This window comes from Nocardia sp. NPDC057272, assembly GCF_042668615.1.
Taxonomy (GTDB): Bacteria; Actinomycetota; Actinomycetes; order Mycobacteriales; family Mycobacteriaceae; genus Nocardia.
In genome coordinates this window covers 326,273-347,881 of record NZ_JBHUYK010000002.1, presented here as the reverse complement: position 1 = coordinate 347,881, position 21,609 = coordinate 326,273, and the positions used below count along the sequence as shown (strand labels likewise).

At 66.6% G+C, this 21,609-nt stretch carries 22 protein-coding genes; 7 read left to right on the top strand and 15 right to left on the bottom strand.

Translation table 11 applies throughout. The features are described 5' to 3' along the window. Positions 1 to 268: 268 nt before the first annotated feature. The 5 genes from ACFULV_RS04590 to ACFULV_RS04570 all read right to left on the bottom strand — a co-directional run bounded on the left by ACFULV_RS04590 (position 269) and on the right by ACFULV_RS04570 (position 4,582). Positions 269 to 1,312, bottom strand: coding sequence for an LLM class flavin-dependent oxidoreductase (locus ACFULV_RS04590; protein ID WP_378653108.1), 1,044 nt, complete (start codon positions 1,310 to 1,312; stop codon positions 269 to 271). Beyond that, positions 1,309 to 2,133, bottom strand: a complete 825-nt coding sequence (locus tag ACFULV_RS04585; protein WP_378653105.1) for a DUF1684 domain-containing protein — start codon at positions 2,131 to 2,133, stop codon at positions 1,309 to 1,311. Before ACFULV_RS04585 ends, ACFULV_RS04590 begins: the two co-directional genes overlap by 4 nt. Before the next feature lie 229 nt (positions 2,134 to 2,362). Further along, positions 2,363 to 2,776 carry a hypothetical protein gene (locus ACFULV_RS04580; RefSeq protein WP_378653103.1) on the bottom strand — a complete coding sequence of 138 codons (414 nt, stop codon included), beginning with the start codon at positions 2,774 to 2,776 and terminating at the stop codon, positions 2,363 to 2,365. A 55-nt stretch (positions 2,777 to 2,831) separates the two neighbouring features. After that, entirely contained in the window at positions 2,832 to 3,656 is an 825-nt protein-coding gene (locus ACFULV_RS04575; protein WP_378653101.1) for an SAM-dependent methyltransferase, read from the bottom strand. 32 nt (positions 3,657 to 3,688) lie between these two features. Continuing rightward, entirely contained in the window at positions 3,689 to 4,582 is an 894-nt protein-coding gene (locus ACFULV_RS04570) for a helix-turn-helix domain-containing protein (RefSeq protein WP_378653099.1), read from the bottom strand. Between the two features lie 157 nt (positions 4,583 to 4,739). On the opposite strand from ACFULV_RS04570, the gene ACFULV_RS04565 reads away from it, so the two are divergent. The 4 genes from ACFULV_RS04565 (at position 4,740) to ACFULV_RS04550 (ending at position 8,546) form a co-directional block, all read left to right on the top strand. Next, positions 4,740 to 6,197, top strand: a complete 1,458-nt coding sequence (locus ACFULV_RS04565; protein ID WP_378653097.1) for a hypothetical protein — start codon at positions 4,740 to 4,742, stop codon at positions 6,195 to 6,197. A gap of 91 nt (positions 6,198 to 6,288) precedes the next feature. Beyond that, on the top strand, positions 6,289 to 6,906 hold the full coding sequence (locus ACFULV_RS04560) for a hypothetical protein (protein ID WP_378628703.1): 618 nt from the start codon (positions 6,289 to 6,291) through the stop codon (positions 6,904 to 6,906). 182 nt (positions 6,907 to 7,088) lie between these two features. After that, positions 7,089 to 7,886, top strand: a complete 798-nt coding sequence (locus ACFULV_RS04555; protein WP_378653095.1) for an SDR family NAD(P)-dependent oxidoreductase — start codon at positions 7,089 to 7,091, stop codon at positions 7,884 to 7,886. Between the two features lie 369 nt (positions 7,887 to 8,255). Beyond that, complete coding sequence (locus ACFULV_RS04550) at positions 8,256 to 8,546, top strand: hypothetical protein (RefSeq protein ID WP_378653092.1); 291 nt, start codon at positions 8,256 to 8,258, stop codon at positions 8,544 to 8,546. A gap of 92 nt (positions 8,547 to 8,638) precedes the next feature. Here the strand turns inward: ACFULV_RS04550 and ACFULV_RS04545 are convergent, their stop codons facing one another. Next, positions 8,639 to 9,349, bottom strand: a complete 711-nt coding sequence (locus ACFULV_RS04545) for a hypothetical protein (RefSeq protein WP_378653091.1) — start codon at positions 9,347 to 9,349, stop codon at positions 8,639 to 8,641. Positions 9,350 to 10,067: 718 nt separating this feature from the next. Here ACFULV_RS04545 and ACFULV_RS04540 point away from each other — a divergent pair. Next, entirely contained in the window at positions 10,068 to 10,607 is a 540-nt protein-coding gene (locus ACFULV_RS04540; RefSeq protein ID WP_378653089.1) for an AAA family ATPase, read from the top strand. A gap of 113 nt (positions 10,608 to 10,720) precedes the next feature. Here ACFULV_RS04540 and ACFULV_RS04535 read toward each other — a convergent pair whose 3' ends face one another. The 3 genes from ACFULV_RS04535 to ACFULV_RS04525 form a co-directional block, all read right to left on the bottom strand. Continuing rightward, positions 10,721 to 11,638, bottom strand: coding sequence for an LLM class F420-dependent oxidoreductase (locus tag ACFULV_RS04535; protein WP_378653087.1), 918 nt, complete (start codon positions 11,636 to 11,638; stop codon positions 10,721 to 10,723). A gap of 68 nt (positions 11,639 to 11,706) precedes the next feature. Next, entirely contained in the window at positions 11,707 to 12,819 is a 1,113-nt protein-coding gene (locus ACFULV_RS04530; RefSeq protein ID WP_378653085.1) for a GGDEF domain-containing protein, read from the bottom strand. A 203-nt stretch (positions 12,820 to 13,022) separates the two neighbouring features. Continuing rightward, positions 13,023 to 13,631, bottom strand: coding sequence for a TetR/AcrR family transcriptional regulator (locus ACFULV_RS04525; RefSeq protein WP_378653083.1), 609 nt, complete (start codon positions 13,629 to 13,631; stop codon positions 13,023 to 13,025). Between the two features lie 106 nt (positions 13,632 to 13,737). Between ACFULV_RS04525 and ACFULV_RS04520 the strand changes: the two genes are divergently transcribed. Beyond that, the gene (locus ACFULV_RS04520) at positions 13,738 to 15,279 is read left to right on the top strand and encodes an MFS transporter (RefSeq protein WP_378653081.1); all 1,542 of its coding nucleotides are present in this window, start codon (positions 13,738 to 13,740) and stop codon (positions 15,277 to 15,279) included. A gap of 22 nt (positions 15,280 to 15,301) precedes the next feature. Next, on the top strand, positions 15,302 to 15,583 hold the full coding sequence (locus ACFULV_RS04515; RefSeq protein WP_378628719.1) for a hypothetical protein: 282 nt from the start codon (positions 15,302 to 15,304) through the stop codon (positions 15,581 to 15,583). A gap of 86 nt (positions 15,584 to 15,669) precedes the next feature. Here ACFULV_RS04515 and ACFULV_RS04510 read toward each other — a convergent pair whose 3' ends face one another. The 6 genes from ACFULV_RS04510 to hpnE all read right to left on the bottom strand — a co-directional run bounded on the left by ACFULV_RS04510 (position 15,670) and on the right by hpnE (position 21,582). Beyond that, on the bottom strand, positions 15,670 to 16,122 hold the full coding sequence (locus ACFULV_RS04510) for a MarR family winged helix-turn-helix transcriptional regulator (protein WP_378653078.1): 453 nt from the start codon (positions 16,120 to 16,122) through the stop codon (positions 15,670 to 15,672). An 86-nt stretch (positions 16,123 to 16,208) separates the two neighbouring features. After that, positions 16,209 to 17,033, bottom strand: a complete 825-nt coding sequence (locus ACFULV_RS04505) for an enoyl-CoA hydratase-related protein (protein ID WP_378653076.1) — start codon at positions 17,031 to 17,033, stop codon at positions 16,209 to 16,211. A 14-nt stretch (positions 17,034 to 17,047) separates the two neighbouring features. Further along, a complete protein-coding gene (locus tag ACFULV_RS04500; protein WP_378653073.1) occupies positions 17,048 to 17,668 on the bottom strand; it encodes a QsdR family transcriptional regulator in 621 nt (206 codons plus the stop codon). Between the two features lie 2 nt (positions 17,669 to 17,670). Further along, positions 17,671 to 18,819 carry an acyl-CoA dehydrogenase family protein gene (locus tag ACFULV_RS04495; protein WP_378653071.1) on the bottom strand — a complete coding sequence of 383 codons (1,149 nt, stop codon included), beginning with the start codon at positions 18,817 to 18,819 and terminating at the stop codon, positions 17,671 to 17,673. Continuing rightward, a complete protein-coding gene (locus ACFULV_RS04490; RefSeq protein ID WP_378653068.1) occupies positions 18,819 to 20,048 on the bottom strand; it encodes an acyl-CoA dehydrogenase family protein in 1,230 nt (409 codons plus the stop codon). The genes ACFULV_RS04495 and ACFULV_RS04490 overlap by 1 nt, the downstream gene beginning before the upstream one ends. A gap of 124 nt (positions 20,049 to 20,172) precedes the next feature. Next, a complete protein-coding gene (hpnE, locus tag ACFULV_RS04485) occupies positions 20,173 to 21,582 on the bottom strand; it encodes a hydroxysqualene dehydroxylase HpnE (RefSeq protein ID WP_378653066.1) in 1,410 nt (469 codons plus the stop codon). Between the last annotated feature and the right edge of the window lie 27 nt (positions 21,583 to 21,609).

Sequence of the window (21,609 nt, the reverse complement as noted above, 5' to 3'; positions counted from 1 at the left end):
TCGAAGCGGAGGGTGCGGTCGGTGATCGACCCGCCACCACGTCGAAAACGAGTTCGGCTGCGGCGAGCGCGGATTCGATGGCGATCACGCCCGCCTGTGCGACCTCGTCTGCAGCCCACGCACCCGCGGCACGGTGAACCGCAGCGTATTCGGCCCTCGGTCTGCGCCTGCGCGGAGAGCCAGTGCGCGTACAGCCTTCTCCCGCAGCAATTGCCGCGCCGCACAGCTGGCGATGGCTCGAACGGTCGGCGATGCATCCAGCCGCCGGTCACACCGACGTCGGCGCCTCGTTCGTGAACGTTGGTTTCCAACCCAGTTCGGGAGCGATCAGGTGCACGGTGTCGTGCAGGATCTGCTCGTAGTCCTCACGGTGGAATTCGTAGGGCAGTTCCAGGCGCAGCTCAGAGGTCTGCGCGAGTACCGGGTCGGTTCGCAGCTGTTCCAGGATCTGCTCGGCGGTGCCGACGATGTCCGGCGCGAACAGGATTCGGCGTTCGCCCTGCGGGCCGAGGGTGCGGTCGTGGCGGCTCGCGGCATAGGCGCGGTAGCGCTCGCGGGTCGCGTGGTCGGCGCTGTCGAACGGCACGATCACGCGACCCACCGCCACGCGGGCGGGTCGAGCCGGGTCGATCAGGCGGCGATAGTCCGCGATCAGGGTCAGCTGGGAGGTGGTGAAATCGTCGCTGGCGTCGCCGAAGACGACGTTGCCGCTGAGCAGATTCAGTCCGTTCGCCGCGGTCCAGTGCACGGATCGGACGCTCCCGCCGCCGTACCACACACGATCGGCCAGGCCGGGGCTGTGCGGTTGAAGGCGGGGACGCTGGGTGTTGCCCGGGGAGTGGATGACGGTGCCGGCGTCGCCGAGGTAGTCCCCGCGCAGGTTCGCGAGCAGGCGGGCCACGCGACCGTAGGACAGGTCGAAGCTGCGCCAGTCACCATCGAAGACCAGGTCGCCGATGAGATCGGCGTGCGGTGGGGTGCCCGCACTGAATCCGGGCTGGAGTCGCCCTCGCGACAGCACATCCGCCAGCGACAGGTCCTCGGCCAGCCGGAACGGGCTCTCGTAGCCGATCGGAATGACCGCGGTGCCCAGCTCCACTCGACTGGTGCGCTGGGCGGCGGCGGCCAGGAAGACCGCGGCCGAACCCACGCCGTGCTCGAGATGGCGCTGCCGGATCCACGCACCGTCGAAGCCGAGGCGCTCGCCGTATTCGAACAGTTGCAGCGTGTCCTCTAACCCGGTGTACGGATCGTCGTCGAGATAGTTGCCCGGCGTCAGGAACGCCAAGGTGCTGATCTGCGGCGCGCTCATCCCTGGCGCTCGTAGGGGATCTTCTCTCCAGCCTCGACCGCGATCGGGAGCCTGTTCTCGGCGGGCGGCAGCGGGCAGGTCGCCAGATCGGTGTAGGCACACGGCAGGTTGACCGCCCGATTGAAATCGAGCACGACGGTGCCGTCGGCGGCCGGAGTCGATACCTGCACAACGCGATTCGCGGCGTAGGTGGTGACTCCGGAAGTGGCATCGGTGAACAGCACCGACAGGTCGCCGGGGTTCCTGCCGGGGAACGCGGTCAGCCGCAGCGGTTGACCGTCGATGTCGAACTCGACCTGTCCCGGTGCGTCGTAGACGTGTTCGAGGCCTTCGACCGAGGCGCCGACGGTGGTCGGTCGCGGCTGTTCGAAGCGAACATAGCGACCCGTCACCACCCACTTCGGATCCGGCGCGAATACGGGCGTGCCCCGAAAGGCGGTGCGCAACTGGTTGTTCGGGTGCCGGGGGCGGACGATGTCGTTGCCACCACGGCGGGCGACCTCGATCACCGCATCACCCCACACAGCGTTCACCCCGTCGCGCTCGGCGATCGCACCGAACTCGTAGCGCCCGCGCACCGGTGTCCCCTCCACGACCAGTTCCTCGCCCTCGTCGAGAACCACGACCACACCGTCGGCACCGGTGGACCAGGTGCCGGGCGCGTCGGTGAACCGCTCCGGGGTTTCGGTGAGCCAGTGCAGGTTCGTGATGGCCAGGAATCCGTGCCGGTCGGACAGGCGCGCCTCCTGCTCGCGGTGCCATTGCTGCCATTCGGCGGTGAAACTGTCTACCTCGGCGACCGGGGTCTCCTGTGTTGCCATGGCATCGATACAACCCGACACCACCGCCGACGAACAGAATTGCGCTCATCCCGAACACAAGTCACCCGATCAGCCCGTGCGCGGTCGAGATCACGAACACACCGGCGGCCGAAACCACCGGCCGATAGCTTCGGCGATTCGTGGTTTGCCGTCGACAGACTCTGTCCGAGGTGCTGGATAGTGCTGCGGCCGCACGGAATCGGCACGCAGCGGGACAAGGCCGAATCGGTCACGCGGCGTGAGAGACGAAGGTTGCTCGTTCGAACTCACGGTGTCGCACCGCGTGGACGAACGCGGCGTATTCGAGGTGGTCGAAGAAGAGCCGGGCGGTTCCGGCTGAGGCTCGGCATTCCGGCGCGGCGCTGAATTCGTAGAGGTCGTCGGATCCTCGGGTGATCGTCAGGGCTCCACGGATGGGGCGACCTGCTCGGATCGCGGCCTGGAGGGCCTCGAACTGGTGGTGGTCGAGGGTCAGGCATTCCTCGAGGGGGACAGGGTGTGCCGCGGTGGCGACCGGGCGCGCGAGCTTGTCGTCCCAGATGAGGGTGCGGTGGTTGTCGCGGTAGACCATCACGCACGCCTGCTGAGGGGAACTGGCGGCCGCTTTGCGGAAGTGGGCGGCGGGCGGTGTCGGTAACGACATGGTAGATCCTTTCGAACAGCGCGGTCGGCGACGGTGCCGACCGCGCGGGCGCACACTAGGGCAGGCTGCCGATAGCGGCGAAATTGCAGGGGCGGGCGTAGTCGTCGTGGTCGATCGGCTGTTCGGGTCGCCAGTCCGTGGCGTAGGTGATGCCCGGCTCGGCGATCGTCCATCCGTCGAAGAAGGTCTGGAACTGCGCGCGGGTGCGCAGGGTGACCGGTGTGCTGGCGTCGGTGAAGATCGCAGCGCCCGCGGCGACCTGGGATTTGATCTCCGCGCCTGCGTCTTCGAGGGACACATGTGTCATCGCGATGTGGCTGCCGGGGGCGAGGGCGTCGCGCAGTTGCGCGACGATCTTGCCGGGCTCGCTGGCGTCGGTGACCCAGGGAAGCACCGAAACCAGCAGCAGTCCAACGGGTTCGGAAAAGTCGATCAGGCGTTGGGTATCGGGGTGGGCGAGGATGCGCGCGGGCTCGCGCAGATCGGCGTCGACCATCGTCGCGGTGTCGGTGACACCCTGTTCGCGAAGCAGGTCGCGGGCGCGGTTGATCGCCTCTTCGTCGTTGTCGACGTACACCACGCGCGAGTCGGGCACGAGCTCGCGCGCGACCTCGTGGGTGTTGCCGCCGGTCGGCAGGCCCGACCCGATATCGAGGAACTGGCGAATCCCGGTGCCGGCCATGTAGCGAACGGCGCGGGCGAGAAACCGGCGATTGTGCTGGGCCCACAACGGATAGAAGGGGATATCGGTGTAGAGCCGATGAATGAAGGGCAGATCCGATTCGAAGATCACCTCGCCGGTGATCATGTGGTGATAGATGCGTGCGGAGCTGGGCTTGTTGGTGTCGATCGGGCGTGGCTCGAAGTCGCTGTCGGACATCGTGATTCCTCTGCGGGTGCGGTGGTGCCGGTCTATCGCTGAATGGTCGGTCGGCTGCGGAGGCCGCGGACGAGGTGTTCCATGAACTGACGTGAGTCGTGGGGGCTCAAAGCCGTCATCGCCAGGCGGTTGAAGATCTTGTCGCGGATACCGACGGCGGGTTTGTCGTCGATGTAGCGGATCTCGCCCTGAGCTTCGATGACGGCCATCTCGAGATCGCCGGCCGCTCCGGGGGAGGGCACACGAACCAGGATGTAGCGGTCCTCCATGCCGGCGCCGGGTGCTTGGTGGGTGAAGGGCATGACCTGGATCTGGATGTTGGGCCGGGCGGACAGCTCGAGGAGATGGGTGATCTGGTCGAGCATCACCGCGTCCCCGCCGTAGGTGCGGCGCAGGCAGGATTCGGACAGGATCGCGTGGAACTCGGGTGCGCCCCGCGCGAGAAGGATTCGCTGACGGGCGATGCGGGCGTGGACGTAGTCGTCGACGGTGACCGCGTCCGGATCGTCGGGGTCGGGTTCCAGTGGCTCGTGCAGCGCGCGGATGTAGCTCTCGTGCTGGAGTAGCCCGGGAACGATCTCGGCGGCGGTCTCGCGCAGCCGATCCGCCACGGCCTCGAGGTCGACGAGCAGTCGCAGTTCCTCGATGTAGGCGCGGCGGTAGCCGGAGTTCCAGAATCCGCGGCGATGGCTGTCTTCGCGCAGATCGAGCAGGATCGAGATGTAGTCCTGGTCGGTGACGCCGAGCTGCCTGACCAGCTCGTCGAGCGCCTGGGCGCTCAGATTGCCGGTGCCGCTGATCACCGCCGCGATGCGGGACTGGCTCACCCCGATCATCTTTCCCGCGTCGGCCTGGGTAGTGCGAGACCGGCGCAGGAGCGCGTCGATCTCTCGACCTAGCAGCACTTTTCGTGCGGTTCGTGCCATGGATCCCACCGTATCGGGCTGCTGGGCGGCGGCTGCCACCTGTTTCGCAATCCTGATTATCAGGTTAGATTATCAACCACGATTATTTGGCGAACAAGTCAGAGGGTGTATCCGAACTGCGACATACCCTGCGGCGCAAGAAGAGTGGGGCCCACTCATGGACGTCACCGACCCCGGAACCCTCCGCGGCACTCTCGATGCCGGAGCCGCGAACAGCTGGGGACAGCGGCTTCGGACCTATCGTCGCGCTCGATTAGGGCTCAGCCGTGGGGATTTCGCCGAGTTGATCAACGACCGAGCTCGCCGCGACAGTGTCAATGTCGCGTGTTCGGAACGACACGTCGCGCGCTGGGAACTCGGTGAGGTTCGCAGGCCCAGCAAGTCCTATCGCGTTCTGCTGGCCGCGCTCGGCGCACCGGTTCCCGAGATCGACTCCGTCCTGTCATCGCCGGGCCTGAATGTCGGGTTCGCTCGTGAAGTGGTGTCACGGTCTGCCGAATCCGTCGGTGCCGGTACGCGTCGCGGCGCGGATGCGACTCTGCTGGAGGCTCTCGCGACCGCGGTTGTCGGTTCCGCTGACATCCTGACGCCGTGGTTGCCTTCCCTCGATGTTTGCGAGATGCCCTGCGACGCAGAACTGCTCGATATCGATGCGGTGCGCAGCGCCACCTCGGGATTGCGGGAACGCGACCAGCGACACGGTGGCGGCTCGGTCGCCCGCACCGCCGTCGATCTCCTGAAATCGACGACCGCGCTGCTGGCCGGATACCGCGGACATACGACGCTCGCGCACGCGCTGCTGGTCGCCACCGCCGATCTGGCCCGGCTGATCGGGTGGGCATACCACGACATCGGTGATCAACATCGCGCCCGCCAATACGCGACGATGGCCTTGGTGTCCGCGCGGCGAGCGGGCGCGGACAGCCTGGTCGCGTCGACGCTGTACGTGCTGGGGCGGATCAGCTTGATCGAACGCGACCCGCGCGCCGCTCTGCGGATGTTCCAACTCGGCCAGCTGCCTGCCCAAGACGCCACCGGCGGTGGGGAATCGGCGCGCTTGTATGCCAACGAGGCGTGGGCACACGCGATGATGGGCGACGTCGGCCGGATGCGGACCGCGCTCGCCCGCGCCGAAGACGAGATCGCCCGGGTCGCAGACCATCCCGTCGATCCGTGGACCCGGGTGTTCTTCACGCCCGGAGAGTTCACCGGGATGCGATCGGTGATCTACAACGAGTACGCCCTGACAGCCCGCGGACAGACCGCGCAACACTACACAGCCGAAGCCGTCGACGCCGCTCGCGCTTCGTTGGCCGCGTCCACGCCGGGACGACCTGCCCGCAGCATTCTGTTCGACAACATCACGATCGCCACGGGCACCTTCCGTCTCGGCCAGATCGATGACGCGGTCTCCTTCGCGACGGCTTCGCTGGCAATGACCGGTCAGGTCGACAGCGGGCGAGTCGGCGACCGGCTGGGGCAGCTGGTACACGCCGCGACCCTCGCGTCCTCGCGATCCGATGTTCGCGATCTCTGTCAGACGATCCGGCGGGCAGTCCGCACCACCCGGCACACTCCGCACCAGCTGACCGAACATCGCCTCGCGACCGCGTAGCAATGTCGACGCAACCCGACGATGTCATCCTCGCACAGCGACATTTACGACATGCCCTGTCGAATGTCATTGTCGCAGAGGTTATTCGGCGATGTACTCGGTTCATGACTACGACGACGCCGAGACGTGGCCATCGGGCAATGGACAGACGCCGGTGAGCCGGGTGTGTGTAGCTGTGACGCACGCAGGCGGCTCCGCCGCGAAGCCCGACAGCCGCGCTGGGGAGAACACACGCGTTCGGACCGCGGAGGGATTACTGGAGGCCCGTCAGCTGCTGCTCGCCGTCGCCGGGAACCTGCAGGGCGGGTCCCCGCTGATCGGATGGGCGCGCGAGCTGGCGGATCTGCACGCGACTCTGTTCACCGCGTCGGTGTCGACCACCCGACGGCCCGCCGACTTCGACGCGCCCACCACCAGCGGCCGGATCAACACCGTCATCGGCCTGATCGACGAGTGGTCGGCCTGTCATCTTCCTCGCCCCACTTCGGGCCGCCGCCACACCCATTCCCTCGGCGAGGTGATCAGCCACGTGGCGGACACTTACACCCACGTTCAGTGGACACTGCGCCACACCAAGAGCGCCGAACACCAGCACCACGCCGCACTGCGCTTTGCTCAAGTCCAGGAAGGTTATGCCGATCTGGTCGAGGAGATTCGAGCCTTACGCGTCGCGCTACCGCTGGGCCGGGGCAACCAACCTGCCTTATAGCGGGCCAGGCGATAACTTACGCGGTGCGCGGGGCGTTTCGATCTGCCCTGTCGACCGACTCGGCGATCTCGTCGTCGAGACTCGACCACAGCGCACGCGGCAGGTTGTGCTCACAGGGACAGGTTCGGATCATCTCGAGCTGGAGCGTGTGGTGCGCTGGGTGGGATTGTTAGCGTCGGCGCATGGATCTGGGACTGGTTGGAAAACGGGCGATCGTCACCGGCGCGAGCAAGGGAATCGGTCTCGCTATCGCGCGGGGGCTCGCGGCAGAGGGTGTGGATGTGGTGCTCGCGGCGCGATCGGCGCAACCGCTGCGCGCAGCTGCGCAGGAGATCGCTCGGCAGTCGGGGCGGCGGGTGATCGCGGTTCCGACCGACACCGGCGACGACGAACAGGTGAAAGAACTCGTCGCGCGCACCGTCGCCGAGCTCGGTGGCGTGGACATCCTGGTGAACTCCGCTGCCACACCGTGGAGCGCGGGCGCCGGCGGCGATCTGCAAGCCACCACCGACGAGATCGTGCGCAGGGAAGTCGAGATCAAGGTGCTCGGGTACCTTCGCACCGCGCGTGCTGTCGCACCCCACCTGGTGGAGCAGGGGTGGGGTCGCATCATCAACATCAGCGGACTCGGTGCGCGGCAGGCCAATTCGATCGGGCAGACCATCCGCAACGTGAGCGTCTCGGCGTTGACCAAGAACCTCGCCGACGAGCTGGGGCCGCACGGGGTGAATGTGACAGTCGTGCACCCGGGTCTCACCCGCACCGAACGACTCACCGAACGGCTCACCCGCCAGGTCGAACAAGACGGTGGCGACGTGGCCGAGCTGGAAACACAGCTGGTCAAGAATTCGATTCGTCGGATCATCGACGCGGGTGAGATCGCCTACGTGGTGACGTTTTTGGCCTCGCCACGCAGCATCGCCATCACCGGCGATGCCATCGCGGCCGGGGGCGGCGTTCCCGGGCCGGTCTACTACTGACGTTCGGATGTGATCGGGCCGATTCTATTGCTTCACCGCGGCCGGGTCGGCCCGCGATACAACCCATCGATCTCGCCGCTCCAGGCGAACCCGGGAGACCAGCGATGACCAGCACCGTCATACCCACCGTCGTTGCCAGCACCACCTCCCCGTTCTCGGCGACTGCTGCGCCGAGCGCCTTCTTCAGCAACGAGGACTACCACCGGTTCCACGCTCACGCGGGCACCTACGACGCTGGAAACACCTTCTTCACTGAGGATTTCGAGGAATTGCGCGACGCTGGGTACCTGCGCGGCGCAATACGGTGGTCCGGGATTGACACTCAGCGAATTGTCCAGGGAGCAAAAAAAATTGGCGTATTGTGCGCCCGTGACCGCGCTGACTGTCTCCGGCGCCGAGGACTTCAGCTGGCTGCTCGCCGCGGTCCGCGACGGTGAGGTGTTCGCGGCCGGTCACGGTGAACGCGGAAACGATGTGGGGCTGGATGATTCGGTGGTGAGCGCCCGTCCCCAGCCCGACGGCTCCTACCTCGTCGACGGCCGCAAGACCTTCACTTCGCTCGGCCCGGTGTGGACCTCGGTGGGCATCCACGCCCGCGACGACTCCGACCCGGCCGACCTCGACGTCGTCGGCCGCACCGGCCTTGGTCTGCTTCCCTGACACCGCTGTGACCGGAAGGTTCGCCCGCGACCGTCGCGACACCGAATCACACCCGCACGAATATGGGTGTGATTCGGCATGTGTCGGGGGTGTCAGCAGTCCCCGGTGCCCGCATTTCCGGGAGCGCCGTTGACCAGTCCTGCGCCGCCGCTGCCCGCGGTGCCGCAAGCGCCGAGGGTACCGTCGCCGGTCTGTGCCCCGCCGTTTCCGCCGTTTCCGCCCGCCCCGCCTGTTCCGAGGATTCCGGTGCCACCGTTGCCGCCGTGCGCGCCCGCTCCGCCGCTGTTGTTGGCGCCCGAGGCGTCGCCGCCGTTGCCTGCCTTGCCGCCCGCGCCGCCGGTGTCGACAGCGAGAGCGTTGCCGCCGACGCCACCGTTTCCGCCGGGTGCTCCGTCCGTGCCGGTTGCGCTGGTCGCGCCTGCCCCGCCGTTGCCGCCTTCGCCACCGGCGCCGCCGGATCCGCCGTTGGGACCACCGAGTCCGCCGTTGCCGCCCAGCCCGCCCGCACCCAGAACGCCGAGTCCACCACTGCCGCCGTTTCCGCCCGCGCCGCCCGCGCCACCGCCGTAGCCGATGCCGCCGTTCCCGCCGTCGCCACCCGGACAGTTCTCGGTGCCCTGGCTGCCGTTGCCGCCGCTGCCGCCGGCGGGCTGCGAGGCGGTGCCGGGAGCGCCGTCGGCGCCGTTCATGGTCTGGCAGGCAGCGAATACCGGCGGCGCCACGGCGATCATGGTGCTGGTGGTCAGGACGAGACCGCCGAACAGTGCGGCGATACGGGTGCGTGCGCTGAGAGTTCCGGTCACAATAGTGCTCCTCTATTTATGTGCACTGCGGCCGATGTAGCGAAATCGGCCATGGGGCGCGCTTCACCGATCATTCGATTCGGTCGGATCAGATATGAATGCGCCAGCGCGTCGCGGCTCATTCGCAAGCTCATGGTGTAATGGAGAGGAAATATCTCGCTCGTCTTGATCGACGATGAAGGCAGAAAACTGCGGTAGATGTGGTGGGTTGCCGGGCTCAGGTTGTTAGCCGTAATCCATTGCTACCGAGTTATTTACGTACGACGGAATCGGGTGGTCGCCGGCCTGTGAAGACGTTTCGGCGCCGACAATGAAGCGCTAGCATTTGCGAATATGATCCGCGCTCTGGCTTGTCTGCCCGGCATGTGATTGCGATGACATTGTCGCTCATGCTGGAGCGCCGAATGGAGCCTACGCGTATTTCGTGACGTTTGCTACCACCTGTGGCCCGATGTAAAGCTGAGCTTCATTGTCGAATTATATTTCTCTAGAACAGGTCGGACTGGGACAAGGTCGTGTGTAGGCGGCGGCCATATCAGTTGTCCTTCGCGGGTCCGGTGGCGGGCGCGACGAGGTGCGCTGCCGCGACCGACATGCAGTGGACGGATCGCAGACCGGGATGCCGACATCGTTGGGGCCGAGGATGTTCGACGGCGATCAATGGGGAGGAAAATAAAAGACTGTTTCTTGCCTGGTGGGCTGGCTAGGGTCCGTGTCCATGAGTGGTGAAGTGATCATCGTGACCGGTCCACCTGCTGCGGGAAAGACGACCGTTTGCCGCCTTCTCGCCGACGCGGCGAGCGCCCCGACGGTTCATCTCGAGACCGACCTGTTCTACCGGTCGATCCGCACAGGATTCGTCCTGCCGTTCCTTCCGGATGCGCACCGGCAGAACGAGGTGGTGATCGAGGCGATCGTCGCGGCCGTCGCGGCATACGCGCGCGGCGGGTACGACGTCATCGTCGACGGGATCGTCGGCCCGTGGTTCCTCCCGCCGTTTCGGGCACTCGCCGACCGCGGCGGGCCGACCGTTTCCTACGTGGTCCTGCGACCCGACTTGGCCACCACCGTGTCGCGCGCGAAGCGACGCGTCGGAGACGAGCTGAAGGATCTGGCGGCGATCACCGGCTTGCACGGCGCATTCTCCGACATCGGCGACCTCGAGCAGTACACGATCGACACCGGCGGTCTGAATCCGAACCAGACTGCCGACCGGACGAGACTGCTCCTGGCTACCGGCACGCACCGGCTGACCTGATGTGAGACAGCCTGATTCGGCCGGCCCTGCCTGCGTGACGGTCAGGGCCGGCCGAGGGGGAGAAGGCTTGCACCGGAGGGGGCAACGCCGGGCAGCCGGTAGCCCCGTCGATCTCAGAGCTGCGATTGCACCTCGGCGGCAATGAGTTCCAGGTGGTCGAGATCGGCGAGATCGAGGATCTGGAGATAGATCCGGCTCGCGCCGATCTCGCGGTACCGGGCGATCTTGTCGACGACCTCGGCAGGCGTGCCGGCCAGGCCATTGCTCTTGAGTTCGTCCACCTCGCGGCCGATCGCGGCGGCTCGGCGCGCCACGTCGGCATCAGTACGCCCGACGCAGGCGACCAGGGCGTTGGAGTAGATCAGTTCGTCGGTGCGCCCGGCCGCGCGCACCGCGGCGCGCACCCGGTCGAACTGGGCGGCGCTGTCGGCGATCGAGGCGAACGGCATGTTGAACTCGGTGGCATAGCGGGCCGCCAGGCGCGGGGTGCGGACCTTGCCGTTGCCGCCGATGATCACGGGTACCGGGTCTTGCACGGGCTTGGGTAGGGCGGGGGAGTCGGTGAGCTGATAGTGGGCGCCTTCGAAGCTGAACGTCGCCCCCGGCTTGGTCTCCCACAGACCGGTGATGACGGCCAGCTGCTCCTCGAGCAGGCCGAACCGGTTGTCCGGGAACGGGATTCCGTAGGCGGCGTGTTCTGCGGCGAACCAGCCGCTGCCCAGGCCGAGCTCGATTCGCCCGTTCGACATCTGATCCACCTGGGCGATCTGGATGGCCAGCGGCCCCGGCAGCCGGAACGTCGCGGCGGTGACCAGGGTGCCCAGCCGGATGCGGGAGGTGTCCCTGGCCAGCCCGGCCAGGGTGATCCAGGCATCGGTGGGGCCGGGCAGGCCTGAAGCATCGCCCATGGCGAGGTAGTGGTCGGAACGGAAGAACGCGTCGAATTCGAGCTCCTCGGCGGCGCGCGCCACCGACAGCAATGTGTCGTAGTCGGCGCCCTGCTGAGGTTCGGTGAAGATGCGGAGGTCCATGATCACCATCGTGCCCGATGCGCACAGGTCCGGCGCGGCGGTGGCCTGATCTCCGGGAACGGTCGGTGCTAGCGGCTGTCCTGCGGGTCGGCCGGGTGGCGGTGGCCCGGTGGCGGGGTGAGTTCGTCGACCACCACCAGGTTCCCGCCGGACTGTTTGGCCTGGTACATCGCCGCGTCGGCGGATTGCAGCAGCCGGTCCGGAGTCGGGCATGGACATCGCGGACAGATCGATGCGTCGAAGACCGCGACACCGACGCTCGCGGTGACCGCCACCGTGGTCTCCGCTGGTTCGGCGATCACCCGGCACAGCCGTTCGGCTTCCTTGCGCGCGGCGGGCGCGGCGATCGGAGCGGCAACCACGAACTCCTCGCCGCCTGTGCGTGCCACCACCGCCATCTCTCCGGCGGCATCGCGCAGCCGCCGGGCGGTCCGCATCAAGACGATGTCGCCGATCCGGTGGCCCCAGGTGTCGTTGACGGTTTTGAACCGGTCGAGATCGAAGCAGATGACGCAGATCGTGGGATTGCGGTCCATCAGCTGGGGTAGCCGGTTCTCGAGGCCCCGGCGGTTCAGCAGGTCGGTCAGCGGGTCCGACAGCGACTCGGTGCGCAGAAGCGAATACAGGAGCTGGAAAGCGGGCACCGCGCTGACCACCGATGCGAGAAGCAACGCGACCGCGAGGGCCAGCTCGATGCTCCCACCGCCGGTGACGATCCGCACCGAGAACAGCACCGCCGACAGCAACGACCACATCGAATGCAGGGCCAGTGCCCTGGCGCTGTGGAAGAAGCTCAGGTAGCTGCCGGTACCGAGGAGCAGTACGGTGCCCATCGCCCCGAACAGCCTATCTTGCAGCTGGAGGAATTCCACTGTGAACAGCACGTCGGCGCAGGCGATCAGTACCAGCGACTCGGTCTTGCTCGGCCAGGGCAGCAGCCACCAGCGCGCCGCCCACAGGGTTCCGGCCAACACTCCGACCGTCGAAGCGATGCCGGGATGACCGGGCGGACCCACCGGGGTTCCCGCGATCACCGCCCCCATCACCGCGATCCCGGCACCGGCGATACCGATCAGGATCTTCAGCGGAACCAGCGCCGACCTCGCGGCCAGCGTGCGTACCAGCCATCGGTAGTCGACAGGGTCTTTCCACCAGGCCCGCAGCGTCTTGCCGTCGTTCATCGACTCACCCTCGGTCCCGATCGCATCGCCTACCTCGCTGGTTACGCGTGTGAGATTCCAGGAAATCCCACCAGCTGATCGGCAGTAGTCTAGGTCGGACCGTGTCGGGAACTTGACGGGCCGGTCGAGCCGCCGCGTTGCGATTGATGCGCGCTTCGGATGGATACGGGGTGGCGGTGCGAATGATTGTGACGCGCCAGCAGTCAGTGCACCGAAGGAGTCTTGGTGCGTGCGGCGAGGAAGTCGTCGACGATCCGGGCGCAGTCTTGCGGAGTCGAAGTCCGCAAGCCGATGAGCTTCGCGAAAACGAGTGGACCGAGCAATTGCGACAGCACGAAGTACGTGTCGAATTCGCCCAGTTGCCGGTGCGCCTCGGGGGTATCGAGCACCTGGTCGAACGGCACCCGATAGTGGTCGATGATGCGCTGGCGCAGCGAGCTGATGGCGGGGTTGTCGGCGTTGTGGTCCGAGCCGGTCGCCAGCCACGCCAATGTCGAGACCTGCAGTGGCGTGTCCCGGATCGCCTCGGCCTGGCGTTCCAGCAGGGCGACGAGGCGCTCGCGCAGCGGGCCTTCGGGCGGGGTCTCCACTGCCGAGGGCAGCAGCCGTTCGATCGTGGCGGCGCGTAGCTGCATCGCGTTGTCGAAATGCCGGTACAGGGTGGTTCTGGCGACCTTGGACAATCGGGTGACGCCCTCGACTGTCACCGCCTCCAAGCCGCCGTCCTGCAGCAGCGCCGCGGCGGCGTCGAGTAGCCGGGCGCGCGAGCGCACCCGGCGCGGGTCGACCTCGACGGCGTCAGTTCCGCTCATATCGCCCAGTATTCCTCTGTCGGTGGACTTTCCCCACGGCCTACCTCCCGCTTCATACTTATGCTACATATAGTAGCGAAGCGATACTAATAGTAGCGGAGGCCCGATGGTTCCCACCGGACGCGAACGATTGTCCGCTGCCCAGCGCTGGCTGCTGACATTGTCTTGTCTCGCGGTAGTTCTCGTCACCTCCTCGATGGCGGCGCTGTATACGGCGCTGCCGGAGATCGCGGCCGATACCGGCGCGAGTCAGGCCGAACTCACCTGGATCGTCGACGGCTACACGCTGGCACTGGCTTGTCTCGTACTGCCCGGGGGTGCGATCGGTGACAGGTACGGCAGGCGCGTAGTTCTCATCATGGGACTAGTCATCTTCTCGCTCGCCTCAGCTGCCCCCATGTTGCTGGACAGCCCGACGTGGCTGATCGTCGCGCGGGTCGTGACAGGGGTCGGCGCGGCTCTGGTGATGCCGTCCACGCTGTCGCTGCTGACCGCCGGTCTTCCGGAGGAACGGCGAGGCAGCGCCGTCGGCTTGTGGGCCGGCGTCGCGGGCGTCGGCGCGATCCTCGGTATCCTCGGCTCGGGTGTTCTGATCGAAAACTGGTCCTGGGCTTCGATCTTCGCCGGGATGGCGGTCGCGGGCGCGATGCTTGCGGTGGCAGCCTTCACGCTGCCCGAATCGGTGGATACATCGAGGCCCGCGATGGACCCGCTCGGCGCGGTCACCAGCGCTCTGGCAATCGGTGCGATCGTGGTCGCGGCGATCGAGGTGCCCGTACGCGGCTGGCTCGATCCGGTAGTGATCGGCGCGACCGCTGTAGGGCTCACCGTGACAACAGCTTTCGTCGCTATCGAAAGACGGGTCGCGCACCCGTTGATCGACATCCGGCTCTTCGCTCATCGGGGCTTCGGCAGCGGCACCGCGATAGTGACAGTGCAGTTTCTGGTCACCTTCGGCCTGTTCATGCTGATCGTGCAGTATTTTCAGCTGATTCTGGGCTACCGTCCGCTGATCTCGGCACTCGCGCTCGCTCCCATGGGCCTGCCGATGGTGGTGATCTCCGTGATCGCGCCCCGGGTGGCGGAACGGGTGGGCCTGCGAATCCCCGCCTGTGCTGGTTTGCTGGCGATCGGGGGCGGGATGCTGATGATCGCGCAAGTCGACTCGCACACTTCCTATGTGGACCTCCTCGGCCCGTTGCTGCTGATGAGCACAGGGATCGGGTTGTGCACCGCGCCGGCTACAGCCGCGATCGTCGACGGCACACCCGTGCAGAAGCACGGTGTCGCCGCCGCGGTCAACGACGCCGCCCGCGAGATCGGGGCCGCCATCGGCATCGCGATCGCGGGCAGCGTGCTCGCGGCGGGTTACGGCGAGCGCATCGCCCCCGCCCTGCCCAGCCTCCCCGTGGCAGCGCGTGAACCGGTCGGTGACTCGCTCGCGGCCGCGCTCGAGGTGGTAGAGCGCGCAGGTCCGCCTGCACAGCCGCTCGGCGATTTCGCGAAGTCCGCGTTCATTCACGGCATGCAGGAGTCCGCCACCGTACTGGGATTCCTGACTATCGGCGCGGCCGTACTCATCGCTATGTGGGCCCCGGGCAGACGCCGTACCGACAAGAAAGCCGAAACCGTGGCATCGCGGGCGTAGGTGAGTGTAGGACGATGAGGGCGTGAATGCTCCTGCGCCCGGACCTGTTTTCGATGTCATCGCCGTGTTGAACGGTGCGGTGGACCTCAGGTCCTATCCGCGTCGCAACCTGGTGCTGAGCTCACCGCAGACCGGCGGGTTGGTGTTCGGTTCGGCCGCGTATCAGCGCGCGATCTTCGAACCTGTCGTGCACCTGCTCAATGGTGTCGAGATGCTCGAATCGCAGGGGTGGCAAATGGTCACTGTGGTCGAACGGAACATCGACAACGTCTACTACATGCTCGCTTTCATGCGCCGGGTCTGACGCGGGTCCGGAGTGGACGCTCGCGCGATGTCGCCGTGGCCGGTGAGCTTGTGGCGAGCACTCCGGCCGACGTCGTGGCGATACGGTCATTCGGGGAGAGGTTCCGCCTCGCCGATGTGGCCCATGATCACCAGGGCCTGCCTCAGCAGGGTGGTCTGCTCGTCGGAGAGCTTGCTCAACTGCCCGGCGAGCCAGGCATCACGGGCCGAGACCTTGTCGGTCAGCAGTGACCGACCAGATCGCGAGACCGAGACGACGACCTGTCTGCCGTCGGACGGGTGGGGTTTACGCTCGATCAGTCCCAGCGCCGCCAACGCGTTGATCGTCCGCGTCATCGATGGTGGCCGCACCCCTTCTCTGATGGCGAGCGCGCCCGACGACATCGCGCCGTCGCGGACGAGCGTGGTGAGCGCTGAGCGTTGGACCAACGAGATCGGCTGGTCGGTGTGATGCAGGCGCAGTAGGCGATCGAGTCTCACAGTCAGCAAGGACAGCGCCCCGGCCACAGCCGCGGTATTCGAGTTCGGTGACACAATCATGAACTTTACGAACAAAATTGCCCGCTGTCCCGGCCTGCGGCGGTCCTCAACCGGGAGGGACAGCTTCCCGAAGCAGCTGTGCCAGTTCAGGACAGCCAATCGTCGAGGTGGGGGAGCTCGGTGGCCACTGTGCCGGTGAAGTGAGGTGGGCGCTTCTGGAGGAAGGACATGATGCCTTCGCGGAGGTCGGCACTGGAGAAGGCACAGGAGATGAGGCGGGCGTCGAGGGTGAAGACGTCGTCGGGGGTCTTGTCGCCGGACATGGCGACCAGCCCGCGACGGATGGCGGCTACGGAGACAGGGGCGACCTGGGTTGTCAGTTCCGCGGCAAGGGCCCGAGCGGCGGGCCGGAGGTCTTCGGGGGCGTGCAGGCTGGTGACCAGGCCTGCGGCGAGGGCCTCGTCGGCGCCGAAAACGCGACCGGTGATCATCCACTCCTTGGCTTTGGCCAGGCTGACGATGCGCGGCAGGAACCAGAGCGAACCACCCTCGGGGAACAGGCCCCGGCGGGCGAAGACGAAACCGAAGCGGGAATCGGTTGCGGCAAGGCGGAAGTCGGCGGCGAGGGTCATGGAGAGGCCGACGCCGATGGCAGCGCCCTGCATGGCGACGATGACGGGTTTGTTGAGGTCGGTCATCGGGCGCACGACCCGGGTGGACCATTCGACCCAGTCGGGATCGGTGACATCCTCGTCGGACCCGTCCGCTGTGAGATCCATGCCGACGCAGAAGTCACGCCCCTCGCCGACGAAGATCACCGCGCGAACGGCGTCGTCGCGGTCGGCTTCGGTGAAGGCAGCGCCGAGTTCGTCGGCCATCGCAGTGGTGAAGCCGTTGCGCGCCTCGGGACGGTTCAGCGTGATGGTGGCGACAGCCGCATCAACGCTGTAAACGATGGTTTTGTAGGACAATTCGACTCCTCGGTTCAGCGTTTGCCGGATGCGGCGGACACGAGCAGCTCGACCATGGCGGTGGCCTTGCCGGACTGTGGCGGGTCGCCGGTGATGATGTCGCTCCAGACGAAAGCTTCGCCGACGCGCACGATCGCGTAGGCGAGATCGCGGACTTCGATACGCGGATCGAGATCGGGCAGGTCGGTCAGTCGTGACGCGACCCAGTCGATCATGCGGCCCTGGACGACGGAGTATCCGGAAGTCAGTACGCGCAAGCCGTATTCCGGGTCGTCGGCGACGAATCGGGTCAGCGGTTCGAAGGTGCGGACCGTATCGGCGAGGGTGCCGAAGTGGCGGACGAAGCGCTCGGCGGGATCCTCGGACACGCTCGCGTCACGTGTCTCGACGCGACCGATCGCCTCCGCGATGATCCGCCACACCACTTCACCGATGACGACTTCCCGACTTCCCCACCAGCGATACAGCGTGGCGCGGCCGATCCCCGATGCACGGGCCAGCTGCTGCATATCGATCCGGCGGCCCTTGAGAAACCACCGGTGCGCGAGGTCGATCACGCTCTCACGCACCGGTTTCGCAGGCGTGCTCGATGCTGGGTCGTCCGGATCCGGCGACGACCTTTCGCCACTGGTCACCGTTACGGCCTCGTCAGCTCGGCGTAGCGGGCGAGGTGGTGGTCGGTGGATCCGAACTCGTGCTCGATCGCGGTCAGCCGTTTGAAGTAGTGGCCGACAGCGAGTTCCTCGGTCATGCCCATCGCACCGTGGAGCTGGACGGAGTTCTGGCCGATGAATCGCGCCGCACGGCTGACGGTGACCTTGGCCGCGGATGCCGCCCGCGCTCGAACCGCCGGTGCCGCGTTCAGTGCGTGGATCGCCAGATACGCTGCGGCGATCGCCTGCTCCAGCTCCATGTACATATCGACCATGCGGTGCTGCAGAACCTGGAAGCTGCCGATCGGCTGACCGAATTGCCGGCGTTGCTTGGCGTATTCGACGGTATCCGCCACCACCTTGCGCATGCATCCGACCGCTTCCGAGGCGATCGCCGCGATCGCCTCGTCGGCTGTGGCCTCGATCGACGACCATGCCTCGCCCTCCGCGCCGAGCAGCGCGGCCGCGGGCAATCGGAAATCGGTGAAGGTGATATCGGAGCCGACCCGGTCGTCGATCGTCCGGTAGGAGTGGATCTCGACCCCGGCCGGCGGATTCGCCGCATCGAACTCGCTGAGGAACAACGAGATACCGGATCGGTCGCGCCGGGCACCCGAGGTGCGCGCGCTGATGATCAGATGGGTCGCTACCGGCGCGCTGGTCACGACGGTCTTGCTGCCGTCGATCACCCACGAATCGCCGTCGCGGCGCGCGGTCGTCGAAAGATCGTGCAGCGCATGACCCGACGTCGGCTCGAGTGCGGCGAACGCGGTGCGCGCCGTACCGGCCACGATCTGCCGCACCAGTGCGTCGGCAGCCGCACCACCGCAGCGCTGCAGCAGACCCGCCCCGATGACGACCGTGTCGACATACGGTTCGACGACAAGCGCGCGCCCGAGTTCCTCGGCGATGATCATCATTTCGACCGGCCCGCCGCCCATACCGTCGACATCTTCGGGCAGGGTCGCACCGAGGATGCCCAACTCCTCGGCGAAACCGCGCCACACAGCGGGCTGCCACTCCGCGCCGGACTTGACCGCGCTCCGACTCTGCTCCAGGTCGTACCGGGCACCGAGGAATCCGGCCACCGAATCACGCAGGAGTTCTTGCTCTTTGGTGAAGGTGAAGTCCATCAGAGCCCCAATGCTGCCTTGGCGAGAATATTTCGCTGAATTTCGTTGCTGCCCGCGTAGATCGAGCCTGCCCGGTCGTTGAAGTAGCGCAGCGGTGCGACGGCCTGCCACTCTTCGCCGCTGCGGTAGCCGTCGGCCGGTGGCTGGAATCCGGCGATCGGGCCGCCGGGTTTCGTCGCGTGCGGTTGGTACACCCGCCCGCGCGGTCCTGCTGCCTCGAGTGCCAATTCGGTGATCTTCTGGCTCAGTTCGGTGGCCAGGATCTTGAGCATCGACGAGGCGGGGCCGGGGTTCTTGCCCTGCGCCAGCACCGACAGCGTTCGGTACTCGAGGATCTCGAGTACTTCGGTGCGAATCCGTGCCTCGGCCAGCTTCGCGGCGAAGGTGGCGTCATCTATCAGCGGATTGCCGTCCGGGCCGGTCTGCCCGGCTGCCGCGGTCGCGACTTCCTGAACCATGACCTGCAACATCGGCGACAGTGCCCCACCACGTTCGTGAACGAGCAGATACTTCGCCACGGTCCAGCCGTCGTCGATCTGGCCGAGCACGTTGCTTTTCGGCACTCGGACGCCGTCGAAGAAGACCTGGTTCTGTACCTGCTCGCCGGAGGTCATCACCAGCGGGCGGATCTCGATGCCCGGCGAGGTCATATCGATGAGCAGGAAGGTGATGCCCTGCTGCTTCTTCCCCTCGCGCGACGTGCGCACGAGGCAGAAGATCCAATTCGCCTCGGTCGCGTGGGTGGTCCAGATCTTGCTTCCGGTGCACACGAAGTCCTCGCCGTCGTCGACGGCGGCCATCGTCAGCGATGCCAGATCGGACCCGGATTCCGGCTCCGAATACCCCTGGCAGAAGAACACCTCACCGGTGAGAATCCGCGGCAGGTAGTACGCCTTCTGCTCGGTCGTGCCGAAGGCGACGATCGCGGGCGCGACCATTCTGATGCCCATCGGCGACAGCGCGGGCGCCCCGGCCTGCATCAGTTCCCGGCCGAAGATGTAGTGCTGGGTGAGGCTCCAGTCGCAGCCGCCGTATTCGACCGGCCATGCCGGTGCCGCCCAGCCGCGAGCGTGAAGAATGTGCTGCCACTTCATGCTGGCTTCGTGATCCGGATAGACGCTGGTCGCCAAGCGTCCGGCGCGGCGTAGATCGGGTGTCAGCTTCTCGTCGAGAAAGGTGCGAACCTCGTCTCGAAAGGAGAGATCCGCCTCTGACCAGTCGTAATCCATCAACCCTCCCGGAGGGATGTGCTCCATTGCGCCCATGCAGACCTGCGGTCGCGTGAGACACAATGTACTTCTGTCTCAGTCCGCAATCAAGGGATGTTGAGGCGTCAGAACCGAGAATGACGAGTCACTTAATCCCGCTGTCGCCGGTGTGGGGGCCGAGATATTCGTGGACTGCGCCGACGGCGCGGACCGCGCTCTCGACAGCGGCCTCCATCGTCGAAGGCATGCCGGTCTCGGTCCAGTCGCCCGCGAGGAACAGGCCCTCGATCGGCGTGCGCTGCGGCAGGCGCAGCTCGTCGAAACCGGGCTGCGCCGAGAAGGTCGCCTGCGGCTGATGGATGACGTGGGTGCGCAGCACCTGCGCCTCGGCGAACTCGGGGTAGTGCTCGGCCAGCGATCGTAGTGCCGCCGTGGTGAATTCGGCGTTGGGCAGATGGACGACATCCCACGAGGCGCTGACCGCCAGTGAATAACAGTGCCCTGCCTCGGTCTCGACGCCGTGCATGCCCGTGGTGTCGAAAACCCACTCGATGGTGGTGTCGCGCAGATTCTCCGCGAGCCTGCGCATCCTGAGTGGACGATCCAGCCACACGTACACGCTCGAGATCGGGGCGGGCTCGATCTTGCGCACAGGAGTGAAATGGTCGTACTGCCCGAGCCGGCCGCGATCGAGCAGTGTTGTCAGCGACCACGGCGGCAAGGTGAGAACCGCCGCGTCGACCTCGATGACCCGCCCGTCGGAGAGCTGCACCGCGGTGAGCCCGTCGTCGACGATCTCGATATCGGCGACTCCGGCACCGATGACGATCTCTGCGCCGTGTGCCTTCAGATAGCGCTCGGCGGGTGCGACGAACAACTCGTGCAGGCTCACCCTCGGCCACACCGCGTCACCGGCCCTGGTGTTCCCCGACAGCGCGCGCTTGCCGATCCAGTGCAGGGTCTGGACGAACATGGAGGCCGACACTCGCTCGGTCTTCTCGTTGAGCAGGCCGATGACGAACTGATCGAGCACCAACGCGCGCAACGATTGCGGCGCGCCGATCTGCCGGAACCAGCGATCGACGGTCAGGTCGTCGAGTTCCGGTGCCGGGCGCAGCGCGGCGCGGGCGATCCGCGCCCAGGTGCGCAGGGCGGCGGGCCGTTCGCGCAGCGGGATCGGTGGCCACACCATCCAGGACAGCCCGACGGCGCGGCGCAGCGTGCCCGGCAGCCAGGCGGGCGCGCGCAGGGTCAGCAGCCGGTCGGGCCCGGTCCTGATCGCGAAAGGCGGTGCGTCCCAGAAGAGTTGCTCGCGCGTGCCGATGGTGTCGACGTAGCGCAGCAGCGCGTCGTAGCAGCCGGCGAACAGGTGCTGACCGTTGTCGACCCTGCCTTCGATGCCGGGCACCTCGAACGAGATCGTGCGACCGCCGAGGCGTCCTCGCTTCTCGACGAGGGTGACGCGGTGGCCTGCTTCCGCGAGCCAGACCGCCGTGGCCAATCCGGCCAGGCCCGCCCCCGCGACCAGGATGTGTGGGGATTCTTGCTGCCCCATCGGTACCTCCGGGCAATCGATGAATGT

Coding starts and splice junctions, on each gene's coding strand:
- ACFULV_RS04590 (WP_378653108.1), bottom strand. CDS start 1,312: ATGAGCGCGCCGCAGATCAGCACCTTGGCGTTCCTGACGCCGGGCAAC.
- ACFULV_RS04585 (WP_378653105.1), bottom strand. CDS start 2,133: ATGGCAACACAGGAGACCCCGGTCGCCGAGGTAGACAGTTTCACCGCC.
- ACFULV_RS04580 (WP_378653103.1), bottom strand. CDS start 2,776: ATGTCGTTACCGACACCGCCCGCCGCCCACTTCCGCAAAGCGGCCGCC.
- ACFULV_RS04575 (WP_378653101.1), bottom strand. CDS start 3,656: ATGTCCGACAGCGACTTCGAGCCACGCCCGATCGACACCAACAAGCCC.
- ACFULV_RS04570 (WP_378653099.1), bottom strand. CDS start 4,582: ATGGCACGAACCGCACGAAAAGTGCTGCTAGGTCGAGAGATCGACGCG.
- ACFULV_RS04565 (WP_378653097.1), top strand. CDS start 4,740: ATGGACGTCACCGACCCCGGAACCCTCCGCGGCACTCTCGATGCCGGA.
- ACFULV_RS04560 (WP_378628703.1), top strand. CDS start 6,289: ATGTACTCGGTTCATGACTACGACGACGCCGAGACGTGGCCATCGGGC.
- ACFULV_RS04555 (WP_378653095.1), top strand. CDS start 7,089: ATGGATCTGGGACTGGTTGGAAAACGGGCGATCGTCACCGGCGCGAGC.
- ACFULV_RS04540 (WP_378653089.1), top strand. CDS start 10,068: ATGAGTGGTGAAGTGATCATCGTGACCGGTCCACCTGCTGCGGGAAAG.
- ACFULV_RS04535 (WP_378653087.1), bottom strand. CDS start 11,638: ATGGACCTCCGCATCTTCACCGAACCTCAGCAGGGCGCCGACTACGAC.
- ACFULV_RS04530 (WP_378653085.1), bottom strand. CDS start 12,819: ATGAACGACGGCAAGACGCTGCGGGCCTGGTGGAAAGACCCTGTCGAC.
- ACFULV_RS04525 (WP_378653083.1), bottom strand. CDS start 13,631: ATGAGCGGAACTGACGCCGTCGAGGTCGACCCGCGCCGGGTGCGCTCG.
- ACFULV_RS04520 (WP_378653081.1), top strand. CDS start 13,738: ATGGTTCCCACCGGACGCGAACGATTGTCCGCTGCCCAGCGCTGGCTG.
- ACFULV_RS04510 (WP_378653078.1), bottom strand. CDS start 16,122: ATGATTGTGTCACCGAACTCGAATACCGCGGCTGTGGCCGGGGCGCTG.
- ACFULV_RS04495 (WP_378653071.1), bottom strand. CDS start 18,819: ATGGACTTCACCTTCACCAAAGAGCAAGAACTCCTGCGTGATTCGGTG.
- ACFULV_RS04490 (WP_378653068.1), bottom strand. CDS start 20,048: ATGGATTACGACTGGTCAGAGGCGGATCTCTCCTTTCGAGACGAGGTT.
- hpnE (WP_378653066.1), bottom strand. CDS start 21,582: ATGGGGCAGCAAGAATCCCCACACATCCTGGTCGCGGGGGCGGGCCTG.